Source organism: Gilliamella mensalis, from assembly GCF_900103085.1.
In the GTDB taxonomy this organism is placed as follows: Bacteria; Pseudomonadota; Gammaproteobacteria; order Enterobacterales; family Orbaceae; genus Gilliamella; species Gilliamella mensalis.
The window spans coordinates 1-14,490 of the sequence record NZ_FMWR01000007.1 but is presented as its reverse complement, the minus strand read 5'-3'; the positions used below and the strand labels follow the sequence as shown (position 1 = coordinate 14,490).

The window sequence follows — 14,490 nt, the reverse complement described above, 5'->3', positions numbered from 1 at the left end:
AATTGTTATTCAAATACCTTTTTAGGTAAAGTAAAATTACGTAACTTCAATAATGTCAATGGTCCCCTCCCTAGCTGAGTACGTAAAATAAATCTCAACTTACGTTCATCAGGTGCTTTCCAAATGAGCTCATAACGGCTCGAATCTAACGGTTTGACCGATGCTGATTCAAGTAAGCGGATCCACGCCCAATCGCCACTATAATATTGGTAGAGACGTAATCCCGAGGTATCACTACTCCAACTTAATTGAGAATAAGGTGAATATCCATCTCCCGGCCAATTGAAACGTTGCCATGTCGGAGATTGGTTAAAATATTCCATCTTTTGTTTATTAATCAATAATTCAGTCCGTACAATTTTACCACCACTACGAGGCATCAGATCAAACGACACAGAAACATCACCCGTTGCAAGTAACTCTGCCGATAATTCATTAAATAAATTTAATGCATTAAGAAATTGTGGTGCGAAATTAAGACCTTGAGCATTAACCGAATTAACAACCCAACGTCCCCCTTTTTTTTCTAATACACCATTTAGCTCACTGGTGATAAAATTATCAACAATTCCAGTATCAGCACGTAAAAAGCGTGCAAGTTCAGCCAACGATGCCTCGTTATCACTATTTTTAAAAGGGTAACGGCCTGCAAAAGATTTTTCCCATTGATTGACAATATAATTTTGCCAAACATCATTAAAACTATTGGCCGCTGGTGCTAACACTACTTGCCATGATTGTTCTAGCGGTTGTTTAAATAAGCTATAACCAAACCCTGACCACTCCTCACCTAAATTAGCGGCAATTAGGTTTCCATAATCCCGTGTTTCGGTTAAATCAACAGATGTTCCTTTAAACACACTTTTTGCCAGCTCTTGCATCATCGCTTGGGGATCTGCACTATTGGCTATATTTTGCAATTTTAAGCGAACTTGTGTAATGCGCGATAAATAGGTTTGTAAAGAAAGCCCATTTGTATTGTCATTATCAAGCAAGCTAGTGATAGGTAAAAAGGTTGCGGTTAAAGGTCCTGTTGCTTCGTTGTTTGTTGGCAAAGCAATTTTTGATTTATTATCAACCATTTTTTTTGCGGAACGAATTAAATTATCTGAAAAACCATTCCCCGTGAAAGCAACATTCGATTGGTATTTCACCACATTTATTAATGCAATCAAAGGCGACTGGCGGGTATCAGCCAGTAGTGTAAGTTGTTCAATAACATCTGAAACATTATTATATGAATGCCACTGAATCGTATTTAAAAAGTATAACCACGCCGCGCTATACTCACTAAAATATCGGTCGGTAAGTTGTTTTTTTAATGCATCAGGAGAAATGGATGCAGTCAAATCACTTTCTCCATCACTTAAAACCCAGTCAATTTGTTCTTTGCGATATTTTGCCGCATCAGCAATTTCATCTTCAATAGTATCATCCCAAGCTTTTCGCGTATACACGCCGGGGATCTCAGCATCAGTAAAAAACAGCATTTTGCTGTCTAAACCTTCAAGCAATTGATTCAAGTTTTGATTTGCATAATGTTGGCTTGCTCGTTGAATCATCTCTTGATAAAGCGTATTAACAGCATTTTGTACACCAATTTTATTAATTAACATTTGTCTAATGTTTTTTATTAAACGTGCATCATTATGTTGTGCCCAATCAGGGTGTAGATTAAGCATTTGCCCCCAAAAACGAACTAAATCGGGCATTAACCTTTGCCAATCACCATCGCTCATGCCTTCTGGCGTTCGCCATTGTTTTGAAGCAAATTGACTTAAATAAATCCCATCACTTTTATCTGGCTGTCCCAGCATTAAATAGACTTTTAACACATCATATGCCGAATCAACTAATTTTATCCGTTTTGGATCATCCGGTGGTAATTCGGTTAACAAAGTCAAATAATCAGTCATAATATTGTAAAATGGTGTAGCAATATTACGCGAATTGGTTGCTCGATAAGTAAGCCACATTCTTTTGAGCACTTCGTCATTATGATTTAAGCCAAAGCGATAAAGTAAAGGTGCGCCTTGTTGTTGACGATAGAGTAACTGTTCTAAATGCTGTTGTAACTGATGTTGTATTTGTAATCGTGAAAAATAATCTTGTTTAACAGAATCATCGGCCTGTTTGACAAGTTCAACACTCTCATCAATAAGTGATGCATTGCGAAAATATGAAGTACATAATGCCACACACATTACCCCCATAAATGCAAGTAGTGCATAACAAGACCAAATTCCCCATTGAATCCCCATGCGTCGCCCGAATTGTGAATTAGCATCATCACTAATTGATTGCCATGTAGGGGTCATAGCCAAAGAGTGATCAAAGATCGGCATATTTTCACTATTTGGTTTTGATTGATCTGGTACAAAAAATAACCCTCTAACATAAGGAGAATAAGGGAAAGCAACCAGCGATGTTAAATAACGTTTAATATGGGTGATGTCACGCTTAACTAAATTTTGACTTAATTTAAGTAAGAACGAATAATGAGGATTATCTTTAATTTGCCTTACACCACGTTGGCTACACTCTTTTGCTAATTGATTAAGAGATATAACAACAGCATCCATTGCATCTTGTTTTAATCCATTAAAAAGTACGCCAATACTCTGTTCTATGCGTTCTGTTTGTGACCACTCACACCGCTGCCCTGCAACTAAATAAAGGGGAGCTGACCATTTTAAAATTTTATTACGTGCTTGTAACTTTAATACTGCTTTTTCAATCAATAACTGTTGGTGGCGGTTATCATCAAGATAATGCTTAGGTGCAACCCAAATAACAGCATTAAGCGGTTTACTAAAAAACGGCAAAATACGTGAAAAGTTTCTTTTTAAGGCTTGTAACCACAATGCATTTGGCTCATCTTGAATATCACCGCCATATACCATTAATGTATTATCAGACAATTGCCATTGATCTTTTGGCAAATTAGGCAACAAAAGCTCAATGTCAGAGTGATGCCCCAAAACTAAGCATTTACAAACTTTATAACGCCAAAAAAAACCTAAACGATATCGACACTGTTTTTTAATATCCAGAAATTCAGCAAATGGCGGTGGCTCTTTTGGCTTTTCATTTTGAATTGGATTGAGTGATTCACGTTTAGTTTTATCTTTTGCCCACAATCGATAACTGTTAGTAACAAGAATAGGGGTTAATAATAAACAAAATAATAGTAACATTCCTTGTAACCATATTTGAACTTTTTCCCCTTTTGAAGTATAGTTGAGCCAATCACCCCAAAAAAATAATCCTAACGCTAATAATATTGCGCCTAATAATATAATAAAAATTAATCCGGCCCATTTCCATTTATTCATTTACGACTCCCTACTCAACTTTGCCACAACTGAAAATAACCATTGATTTTGGTTCATTGCTGCAATTAAATTATTTTTTTGTGTTTTAGCTACCATTTCGCACGCTAAAGCTAATGAAAGCCAGTACGACAATTCAGTTTGATTACCTACAATACTTTCTAATTGATGTATCTGTTCAGCGGAAATACTCCATTGCGCCAACTGTTTAGTAATATCTACTTGTTGTTTATTGTCTAAATTTGCAAACCAAAGTGGCTTTATCTGGTGAATTGCCAATTGCATTTCGGCCATCTGTTGAATACCCGTTGGCATATTGTGGGTTATCATTGGTCGTAAAATTTGGTTTTGTCCAATATCAATAGCTAAATGTTGATAGTATGTTTTATCCGTCAATAAAAAAGCACATAAAAAAGCAGATCCTGACGAGATAGTGTTATTAATAATAACTAACTTTAAAGCTGATTGAGGACTATCAATCCATTCCATTAATTTAACAGTATCAACATGATTTATAATATGATTGGTCACCGTATAAGGTTGTGCAATGCCTGCATTTTTATAAGCATCATTAATATTATTTTCAACAAGACCATATGAGTCAGGTGACGAGTAAACCATAATATTGATCGGTTCTTTAACGGGTAATTGAGATAACACATCTCGCATTGACACAAATAAATCTTCAATATTTTCATTTAAATCAAATTTTTCATCAAATGCTAATGATTTATTCATTTTAGAAGACACATTTGGATTGTTTTTCAACAGGTCGTCTAAATTGAGTTTATTTGGTAAAAAATAGAAGCTATCAAGAACAACTAATGATTGCATTGCCCAATCTTGCCAATTTTGGTCAATATTTTTTTGTTCATGTTGCCATATTTCATATTCTTCTTGCGCAAGACCATAAAGATAAAGCCGAACACTAATAGCAATACTCCCTATCACTATTGAAATAAATACACCACTTAACCAAAATTGCCATTGCATAAAATAGTTATTATCAGGCCACATTAAAGCAAGTACGATACTTGTAATTAAAAACAATATGATAAAAAAGAATAGCCATCTTCCACGATGTAATGCCTTAGGTGCATTTAATGTATTACTAATGATAGGTTTAGACCAAGACATAATATTATTCCATTATCGCTGAGCTAATTGTCGCAAGCACTTTACAGCCACATTCACATAAACACTGATCAATGACCACAGCCTTACCATCAGAAAGACACGTTTTAGCCCCTTCAATAATTTTATTTATACCATGACCTTTTTTAGGACAACTAACAAGATCGCCAATCAAAGCGACAGGTTTACCTTCAATTATTGTCGTTGATGATGCAGATATTACAGAACCACCATGTGTTGTTGGATCGCCTAACCGGACCACACTTTTTCCCATTATTTTATTCCTTAATTTTTTATGTTTATTATTAATATGATTATTAACGAATTCTTTACTTTTTATCTTCCAATCGATTTTAATTTTCTATAAAACACATAAGTGTACAGTATCGCTAACCATTTTTACATAATATAAAAAATACAGAGGCAAAACTTACCCCTGTTCCGATATAAACGAGAATAATATCATTCAACGAAAATTTACTAAATAAAAACAAAACAATTACCATAAAAAAAGCATAAAATAAAAACTAATCTTTAAATCTTTTAAAAATTGCTTGAAGTACAATGCCTATTTGCTAGCCCGATCTAAATCAATAATTATATTCATCATCATCCCCAGAAAAATTTGCTCATTTATTTCAACCATGTGACGAAAAAATAGTAAGATCCCCCCCTTTTACACATATTACCGCCGTCATTTTTTCTCTAGCTTTCTTTTTTTATTTTTAACCCATAAGGATGGCTTGCCTTTTTTGCATAATACTTCTGGGTCGTAGTAAAAAAAACTCCATCCTACTCCCGACATAGATGGTCTAATATATTGATCAGTCTTATTATTATACTTTTCTACATATTTCCCTTGCGCAATTAATTTAGCAATATATTGCTTACTTATTTTGGCTAAATTAATATTGGTGACATCTTGCCAACCCAATACAGTAAAAATGCGCTCAGCCAGCGTAACATGTGTGGCAAGCGAATTTTTGTAAACTATAAAAAAAGCTGCCCCCAATATTACCCCTAATGAACTAAAACCAATCGTCAGATTTTCTAAGCTAAAATCGAGAAAAAAGTAGTTCATTAATAGCACGCAAATAACATAAAAGAGAAACATAGGCAAACGATAGTGTTTAAATGCTTGGTTACGTCCCGCAAAACAAAATGGGATCAGCGAGATAATTTGTTCACTGGGTTTGAGCATGGCATACACTTCGTAATGGTCAGCGTGCTTTTCGGCTACCACCTCGACTTGATCGCCATCATTAAATTTATAAAAACCGAGCCAACCTTTTAACGTGATGGTATCATTTAATTTGGCAGTAATATACTGGGCATCTATCTCATTACTGCGGTCATTGCCATTGGCATGACCTAAGCCAGCCAGCGCAGCAATGCTATTACCATTTAAAGTAGCGAGTAGTGCGCCCTTTCTAAGTTGATTGTTGTGTTTTTGTTTTTGCTCGTCACTTAAATAAGCCCCATCAGCAAAGGGTGCATAGCAAAACAGACCTTTAAACTCGGATAGGGTGCCAGTTAATTTAACCAAATTTTTGGGCGGTAGGATTGGATCAGTAATACTAATACCGGTTTTTTTTAATAGCTGCTCTTTGTCTTTATAGATAGGGTCGTTACCATCATATTTTGCGTAAGGCATAATAATATTCTCTAACGTATTATTTTATTTGTTTCTGTTTTTATTATTAACGCGTAAGGGTGTTTTGCCTTTTTTGCATAATACCTCAGGATCGTAATAAAAAAAGAACCAGCCATCACCTGATTTAGGCGGTCTAATATATTGATCGGTCTTATTATTATACTTTTCTATATATTTCCCTTGCGCAATTAATTTAACAATATATTGCTTACTTATTTTGGCTAAATTAATATTGGTGACATCTTGCCAGCCCAACACGGTAAAAATGCGCTCAGCCAGCGTGACATGAGAGGCAAGCGAATTTTTATAAACTATTAAATTAGCTGCCCCCAAGATTACCCCTAATGTACTAAAACCAATGGTCAGATTTTCCAACGAAAAATCAAGAAAAAAGTAGTTCATTAATAGTACACAAATAACGTAAAAGATAAACATAGGCAAACGATATAGTTTGAAGGCTTGGTTACGTCCGGCAAAACATAAAGGGATCAGCGAGATAATTTGTTCACAGGGTTTGAGCATAGCGTACACTTCGTAATGGTCGTCGTGCTTTTCGGCGACCACCTCGACCTGATCGCCATCATTAAATTTATAAAAACCGATCCAACCTTTTAACGTGATGGTGTCATTTAATTTGGCAGTGATATATTGTGCAGAAAATAGATTACTACGGTCATTACCATTGGCATGGCCTAAGCCAGCCAGCGCAGCAATGCTATTACCATTTAAAGTAGCAAGTAGTGCACCCTTTCTAAGCTGGTTGTTGTGTTTTTGTTTTTGCTCGTCACTTAAATAAGCACCATCAGCAAGTGGGGCATAGCAAAATAGACCTTTAAATTCGGATAGGGTGCCGGTTAGTTTAACCAAATTTTTGGGCGGTAGGATTGGCTCGGTAATACTAATACCCGTTTTTTTTAATAACTGCTCTTTGTCTTTATAGATAGGGTCGTTACCATCATATTTTGCGTAAGGCATAATAATATTCTCTAACGTATTATTTTATTTGTTTCTGTTTTTATTATTAACGCGTAAGGGTGTTTTGCCTTTTTTGCATAATACCTCAGGATCGTAATAAAAAAAGAACCAGCCAGCACCTGATTTAGGCGGTCTAATATATTGATCAGTCTTATTATTATATCTTTCTATATATTTCCCTTGCGCAATTAATTTAGCAATATATTGCTTACTTATTTTTACTAAATTGATATTTTTGACATCTTGCCAGCCCAACACGGTAAAAATGCGCTCAGCAAGTTTGATATGTGTGGTTGTTGAAGTTTTATTTACCATTAAATTAGCTATTCCGAACATTATCCCTAATGTACTAAAACCAATGGTCAGATTTTCCAATGAAAAATCGAGAAAAAAGTAGTTCATTAATAGCACGCAAATAACGTAAAAGATAAACATAGGCAAACGATATAGTTTGAAGGCTTGGTTACGCCCCGCAAAACATAAAGGGATCAGCGAGATAATTTGTTCACTGGGTTTGAGCATGGCGTACACTTCGTAATGGTCAGCGTGCTTTTCGGCCACCACCTCGACCTGATCGCCATCATTAAATTTATAAAAACCGATCCAGCCTTTTAACGTGATGGTGTCATTTAATTTGGCAGTAATATACTGAGCATCTACCTCATTACTACGGTCATTACCATTAGCATGCCCCAAGCCGGCTAATGCGGCAATGCTATTACCGTTTAAGGTGGCAAGTAGTGCGCCCTTTCTAAGTTGATTGTTGTGTTTTTGTTTTTGTTCTTCACTTAAATAAGCGCCATCAGCAAGTGGCGCATAACAAAATAGACCTTTAAATTCGGATAGGGTGCCGGTTAGTTTAACCAAATTTTTGGGCGGTAGGATTGGATCGGTAATACTAATACCGGTTTTTTTTAATAGCTGCTCTTTGTCTTTATAGATAGGGTCGTTACCATCATATTTTGCGTAAGGCATAATAATATTCTCTAACTTATTATTTTATTTTTTTCTGTTTTTATTATTAACGCGTAAGGGTGGCTTGCCTTTTTTGCATAATACCTCAGGATCGTAGTAAAAAAAATACCAGCCACCTCCTGATTTAGGCGGTCTAATATGTGGATCTGTTTTATTATTGTATTCTTTTGCATATTTCCCTTGGGCAATTAATTTAGCAATATATTGCCTACTTATTTTAACTAAATTAATATTAGTGACATCTTGCCAGCCCAACACGGTAAAAATTCGCTCCGCCAGCGTAACATGTGTGGCAAGCGAATTTTTATAAACCATAAAAACAGCTGCCCCAAAAATTATCCCTAATGTACCAAAACCAATAGTCAGATTTTCTAAACTAAAATCGAAAAAAAAGTAGTTCATTAATAGCACACAAATAACATAAAAAATAAACATGGGTAAATGATAGTATTTTAAGGCCTGATTACGGCCGGCAAAACATAAAGGGGTCAGCGAGATAATTTGTTCACTGGGTTTGAGCATGGCGTACACTTCGTAATGGTCAGCGTGCTTTTCGGCGACCACCTCGACCTGATCGCCATCATTAAATTTATAAAAACCGATCCAGCCTTTTAAAATGATAGTGCTATTTAATTTAGCGGTAATATATTGTGCATCCGCATAATTACTACGGTCATTGCCATTGGCATGACCTAAGCCAGCCAGCGCAGCAATGCTATTACCATTTAAAGTAGCGAGTAGTGCGCCCTTTCTAAGTTGATTGTTGTGTTTTTGTTTTTGCTCGTCACTTAAATAAGCACCATCAGCAAAGGGTGCATAGCAAAACAGACCTTTAAACTCGGATAGGGTGCCAGTTAATTTAACCAAATTTTTGGGCGGTAGGATTGGATCAGTAATACTAATACCGGTTTTTTTTAATAGCTGCTCTTTATCTTTATAGATAGGGTCGTTACCATCATATTTTGCGTAAGGCATAATCGAATTCCTTATATAATTATTGAGGGATAGGCCAATTATAAATAATTTGCCAATCACTCGATGAGAATACTGGCGTATTTTCTTTGATACGTTTTTGTTCTTGTTCGGCGTAATATTCGGCTAGCTGATCTTCATATTTTTTAAAGATCGCTTGCAGTGCTGCAATTTCTTCCTTAGACGAGTTAAAGCGATAGTCAAAGTCATAATCTGCTATATTTTGCCCTCTACCAAAACGGCAACGCCTTAACCATTTTTCGATATCATCGTCTTCAGCTAATTCAAAATATAGTTGAAGTAAAAATATCCCTAGACTAATCCATGGGTTTAACGCCAGTGCAATGATTGATATAAGGGCTCTTCCTACTGTTATAATGGAAGCTCTAACTAAAAAAAACTCTGCTAATAAAGAAGCTAATGATAGAACCCCGCGCTCCATTATTGTAATTAAATTGGTTTTACCCATTTGTAAAAATAAATCGGTGGTAGATACAATCAAGGTAAATAGAGATGCATAATATAATGTTTTTTGAGTCTGATCTTTCTCTGAAGTGTCCTCGTTCCAATTTAAACCAATATCAATTAACCCCGCTATCACCCCAAAAAAGTTGCCTAAAAAGTTCATATTGGACAGTAATTTGGCATTGATTTGTCCTTTATTGGCATATACGGTAACTAGCCTAAAACTTGCTGCCATGGATGCCGATACCGCCATAGTTAATTGGTAATCGGCTTGGTTTTGTTGGGCTTGGGTTTTTAACGAGTTATCGGTCACTATATAATAGATCTTCATGATATGCACCCCCAATATTGCCGCGGTAAAGCTTGCTCCAACCTTTTCATTGGTGATATGTTGCTTAATCAGGTTGGTGGCTTTTTGTGAGGCGTTTGCCAGCTTTTCGCCGACATTTTTGATATCAGAATACAAGGCACTTTTTAAAGTGTCGGTCCATTTATGGTATGACACCATTCTCATTTTTAGCGCAGTTTTAGATAGTCTTGTTGGCGATATGGCTACTAAAAAAGCTTCGGCAAATTCTGAGGATAAATCACCGCCCATTTTTTGTATATAGTTTAATAAAGAAATAAGTACAGCACAGCTTCCCTCTTTAATTGGGCGCAAATAGGCAGCTGTGACTTGGTTATCTATCGAATCACCATCAATTAACGAGTTTCGTTTGCTTTCAAATAACGAAAAGAACTCTTTAACAAGATCTAATTCTTTATGTTCATCTTGTGAGTTGCTGATGTTGGCAATGCTATTAGCGATACCTATCATGGCATTGCTTTCTGCTGATTCGGCTTGATAAAATTCTAATACTGTTTCTAATTTATCTAAGAATTCGCCATAAGATTGTGGTTTTAATTGGGTTGTTTTATTTAATGATAATAAAAAGTTGACACATTTTTTTTGTTGTTCTTTATCTAATTTGCGATTAGCAAACGCCGCTGACCACACAATATTATGACCCGCTAAGTTTTCGTCCTCAATTAACTGGGTGAATAACTGGGTAACTTTGCTACTTTGGGCTTGCATGCCTAAGGTCATTAAAATATCGTTGGCAAACGCCAAATAATTATCATCATCTTGTGCAAAATCATCGGCCGATAATGAAATTGGATGCCTTTCTTTTTGCTTGCTGCAATCTACCCATAAAATTAAATCATTTAATAATCCTGCAATATAGTTTTCGGCCTCTTGCAAAAAAGCGGCATATTGTTCTTTATAGAGTTTATAATCTTTGTTTAAATGATATTCATATTTGCGCCAACGCTTTTCGGCCGATTGTTCAGTTTTATTTTTGTCATGCCATGCTGCTTTATACGCCTTAGCTTTAGCTTCAAATTCAATTCTTATTGCTGCTAATTTAATATCTAAGCGTTTAATGTTTACCATCTCTGCTTGTTTATTTAATTTAAATGCCTGTTCAAAAACTTGTGCGTGCCTTTCTTCACCCATTTCTTCAATCAGGTAGTTTTCTTGTACAAATTGGACTAATAGTGCGGCTCTATATTTTGTACCTTCTACTTTTTTTTCTATATCGGTTAAATAGGGATTGGCATATGGGGAAACAAAATTATAGTTTTTAGATTCACTCACAATATTAATAACACGTTGGCCTTGGGCTTTTTGTTCTTCGCTCCAAGGGACAATTCGGGTTGTATCGGTTCCTAAAATACCACTATCATAAGGTTTTACTTTTTTATTAAAATATTTTGCATCAGCAAGGTATTTTCTATTGGTGTTTTTTATATGTTTTTTAAAATCTTCTTCACTTTCCGCAAGATCTCTGTTTTTTATTGCTTCTTCAAGCATTGCAATACCACTACAAGTGGCATTTTCACGCTGTCTTTCTGTCATTATTTTTCTAAACGAATTTAATGCACTGTTACCCCAATGGCTTAATTCGGCAGCAATACCAATACTGTCGTTTAATACTACCATCATCGGTGAACTATCCGTACTGTTACGTTCGGCTGACATCATTTTTTTATGTAGATAGACTGAATACGGCTCTTTTGGGGTGATTTGGTCATAAACTGGCTTGGTTAGTAATTGCCAAGGTGCTAATGTACTTCGTTTTTTGAATAGCTGTTTATCATATGTAAATGGTTGGCTAAGTATAGCACTTTGCGAAAGCGTACTTTTGTCTAATGGTTTATTATTATACAAATACGGAAAGCAAAATGAGTAGTTAATGCTTTTAAATTTTGGTAAGGATGTTGTGATTCTTTCTTTAAAATCATTAAGGTTTTGGATATCCAAGGTTGAGGCGATAGCTTCTTGATTAGCGGTAGTTATACCAATGCCGTTGGTTTGCGAATTTAACCATCGTTTAGGTTTGATAAGTTGCATTCGCAAGTTACGTTTATCTTCATCAATCAGGTATTTTTTTAGCGTGTTAGTACTCCATTTATGTTCACTAAAAGCAAGCCAAGCTTTTTCACATTTTTCGGGGTTTGAAAGTGTAATAAAGGCGATATTGCTTGATAAATGGGCACTATTGCCGCAAGTTGTTTGTATATCATTGAAAGGTATAGAAAGGTTTTCTTCAATTATGGGATCATCAAATCTTAATAGATCTTGCTCTTTGCTAATATCTTGTTGCCAAAACCCACCTTGTTCATCAACCCTATAAATGGAGATATCTAAATCTGTCATGTTGTCTTCATACTGACATAACACATAAAGATAGCCTGCTCGCATGGTTCTTAGCACATATTTGCTATCTCCTTTTAAGATAGGCAGCATATCGTTTTTTGCCCATGAGGGTAAATCTGCCGTGATATATTTAGGTGCAACAGCATAACGAACGGGATAAATTGGTAGACCTTTAGATTGGCATTTTTCACATAAACCCATTATTTATTTCCTTTGTATTAATGATACATTCATCCGCTACCATATCCCATTGTGCTGGGGTTATAGTCTGTAATTGTTTTATTAGTGATTGGTGCCGATGTTGATTTATTGCTCCAATAACAATCGGATGTTCAATAAATTCGGGATGTATAACTAAACTGCGATAAGCATATTCGGCTAGATCTCGTTTATCATGATATCCTTTGAGGGTAGCATTTTGAAAAGATTGCATAATAATGTAATCAGCTTCACTTTCAGGTAAGCTATATTCTGGGTGAAAAAAATGATAACGAGCAAGCGTTTGATTACGGCTTTCTATCCAGTTTATTTGTTGCCATTGTTGCTTGATGATCCCCAAATTACCAATAAGATTGTTACGCTCATCTCTATGATTTTTTTCAATAATCAAATGACCATCACTGTTAAGATATAACCATGAATGAATAGGATTAAGTAATATTTTTTTTTGAGCCAAAATTAAAATATTTAATAGTGGTGGTAACACCGATGGGTCAAAATAACGCAATAATTGTTTACCATCACTTGAGGATTGGATAGCAACTGTTCCTAGCTCTTGTGCTAATACTTCAGCATTAAATGAGGAATAAATCCAGCCATATACAGAACGTGGTTTTGCAAGTAACACTGTTTTAGGATCGAGGGCTGAATAAAATTCTTGAATGCTTTGTTTTAAAATGGTTTGATCTGCTTCATTTTTTAAATCAAGCTCAATTAGTCCCGGTGTGTGTTTAATTTGATAGCTGATATATCGAAATAATGTTAATTTTTTTTCTGAAATCAAATCAGTTAAACTTGTTTTTTGATCATGTGATTGATAGATAAGATAAAAGTTCGCATCATTTTTTAATGACAGCGCAATAATCTGTTGAAAGATAGTCTCAATATCTTGCCTTTGTATTGATTTTTTAATCTTAACCATAACTTATCCAAGTTTTACATTTGCTTTTTGTAGTTTATCCGCTTCTTGTATCGCCGCTTCACAACCAGCAGGTAATAAAGCATCTACTTCCATATTTGCCGGTCCCATCTTCTGCTGAACATTACATTTAAAATAGACATTATCTGGTGTGCCAAGTTCAATACCTTCGCTGCTGATTTTGATATAAGAGCCTCCGCAGATGAGTGTTATCTCTTTTGCTGCTGTTATCTGCGTTTTACTTTCCACACTATCCACTTTGATATCTTGCTTGGCAGCTATATTGAGATTGGCATTTTGGGCTTGCACTTCAATATCACCTTGGTTGGCACATAGTTTCATGCCCGATTTTTGCGCAAATAAGCCAATCGCTTCAGCCGATGAAAGGGTAATGTTTTGTAACGCATTAATGTCGGTTTGATGTTCGCTGGTTAAGGTGAGGCTGCTCGCTGTTGTCAGTTGAATATTTTCAGGGCTGGTTAAAGCAATGCCTTCTTGCGCATAGGCTAAAATGCCACTTTGGGTTAGCTGAGTTAAGTTGGCTTTAAGTTGCGCTTGGCTGTCGGTATCAGCGCTGTGCGCCTCGGACTGAGTAGCCGCATTTTGTAGCGCTTTGGCAATGGATAAGGCATTTTCAAGTTCGGTAATCGCCGCTTGCATATCGAGCTGTTTGCCTTGCGCTTTCGGCTCGGTTTGCGTGGTTAAGTATAAGCCTTTATTAGCGGCAATCGCCCCCCATTCGTCGGTGCGCAGTTCAAAGCCCTCACCACGGGGTTGTTTTTTTTCGTTAACTAAGTGACCTAGGTTAAGCTGAGTTTTGCCGTATTCGGTGGCAATTTTGATATGCTCTTTCCCGCGTTTATCATCCATGCGCAGTTTGTTATTAGCCGGCGTGCGAATCACATTGCGGTGTTTGTTAATGGTAGTAACAAGGTCAGGGTGAGCACTATCATGCATTGCATGGGCAATATACGGCCTATCGGGATTACCCTGCATAAAGGCAATGGCCACTTCGGTGCCTTCAATTAACGGAAAGTGAAAGCCATAGGTGTTACCCGCATAAGGTTTAGCTAAACGTACCCATAAGCTTTCACTGCCATTTTTCCATTCTTTCAGGTCAACATTAAATTTAACTCGGTAACGC

Annotated in this window: 10 protein-coding genes; all 10 read right to left on the bottom strand. The window is 36.1% G+C overall.

Going from position 1 to position 14,490, the window contains the following annotated elements; translation table 11 throughout:
* Positions 1–5: 5 nt before the first annotated feature.
* Positions 6–3,335 carry an ImcF-related family protein gene (locus BQ5209_RS03045; protein WP_085247102.1) on the bottom strand — a complete coding sequence of 1,110 codons (3,330 nt, stop codon included), beginning with the start codon at positions 3,333–3,335 and terminating at the stop codon, positions 6–8.
* Positions 3,336–4,469, bottom strand: coding sequence for a KPHS_23130 family T6SS system protein (locus BQ5209_RS03040; protein ID WP_085247101.1), 1,134 nt, complete (start codon positions 4,467–4,469; stop codon positions 3,336–3,338).
* A gap of 4 nt (positions 4,470–4,473) precedes the next feature.
* Positions 4,474–4,740 (bottom strand): PAAR domain-containing protein, encoded by a 267-nt coding sequence (locus tag BQ5209_RS03035; protein ID WP_085247100.1) that lies wholly within the window; start codon positions 4,738–4,740, stop codon positions 4,474–4,476.
* A gap of 420 nt (positions 4,741–5,160) precedes the next feature.
* Entirely contained in the window at positions 5,161–6,120 is a 960-nt protein-coding gene (locus tag BQ5209_RS03030) for a putative type VI secretion system effector (protein WP_085247099.1), read from the bottom strand.
* Positions 6,121–6,144: 24 nt separating this feature from the next.
* On the bottom strand, positions 6,145–7,095 hold the full coding sequence (locus BQ5209_RS03025; RefSeq protein WP_085247098.1) for a putative type VI secretion system effector: 951 nt from the start codon (positions 7,093–7,095) through the stop codon (positions 6,145–6,147).
* A gap of 24 nt (positions 7,096–7,119) precedes the next feature.
* A complete protein-coding gene (locus tag BQ5209_RS03020) occupies positions 7,120–8,070 on the bottom strand; it encodes a putative type VI secretion system effector (RefSeq protein ID WP_085247097.1) in 951 nt (316 codons plus the stop codon).
* Between the two features lie 24 nt (positions 8,071–8,094).
* Positions 8,095–9,045, bottom strand: a complete 951-nt coding sequence (locus BQ5209_RS03015; protein ID WP_085247096.1) for a putative type VI secretion system effector — start codon at positions 9,043–9,045, stop codon at positions 8,095–8,097.
* A gap of 19 nt (positions 9,046–9,064) precedes the next feature.
* A complete protein-coding gene (locus BQ5209_RS03010) occupies positions 9,065–12,409 on the bottom strand; it encodes a T6SS effector BTH_I2691 family protein (protein WP_085247095.1) in 3,345 nt (1,114 codons plus the stop codon).
* Entirely contained in the window at positions 12,396–13,349 is a 954-nt protein-coding gene (locus BQ5209_RS03005; protein ID WP_085247094.1) for a DUF4123 domain-containing protein, read from the bottom strand. The genes BQ5209_RS03010 and BQ5209_RS03005 overlap by 14 nt, the downstream gene beginning before the upstream one ends.
* A 3-nt stretch (positions 13,350–13,352) precedes the next feature.
* A partial coding sequence (locus BQ5209_RS03000) for a DUF2345 domain-containing protein (RefSeq protein ID WP_143421838.1) occupies positions 13,353–14,490 on the bottom strand: 1,138 nt, incomplete at its 5' end.

Coding starts and splice junctions, on each gene's coding strand:
- BQ5209_RS03040 (WP_085247101.1), bottom strand. CDS start 4,469: ATGTCTTGGTCTAAACCTATCATTAGTAATACATTAAATGCACCTAAG.
- BQ5209_RS03030 (WP_085247099.1), bottom strand. CDS start 6,120: ATGCCTTACGCAAAATATGATGGTAACGACCCTATCTATAAAGACAAA.
- BQ5209_RS03045 (WP_085247102.1), bottom strand. CDS start 3,335: ATGAATAAATGGAAATGGGCCGGATTAATTTTTATTATATTATTAGGC.
- BQ5209_RS03025 (WP_085247098.1), bottom strand. CDS start 7,095: ATGCCTTACGCAAAATATGATGGTAACGACCCTATCTATAAAGACAAA.
- BQ5209_RS03020 (WP_085247097.1), bottom strand. CDS start 8,070: ATGCCTTACGCAAAATATGATGGTAACGACCCTATCTATAAAGACAAA.
- BQ5209_RS03005 (WP_085247094.1), bottom strand. CDS start 13,349: ATGGTTAAGATTAAAAAATCAATACAAAGGCAAGATATTGAGACTATC.
- BQ5209_RS03035 (WP_085247100.1), bottom strand. CDS start 4,740: ATGGGAAAAAGTGTGGTCCGGTTAGGCGATCCAACAACACATGGTGGT.
- BQ5209_RS03015 (WP_085247096.1), bottom strand. CDS start 9,045: ATGCCTTACGCAAAATATGATGGTAACGACCCTATCTATAAAGATAAA.
- BQ5209_RS03010 (WP_085247095.1), bottom strand. CDS start 12,409: ATGGGTTTATGTGAAAAATGCCAATCTAAAGGTCTACCAATTTATCCC.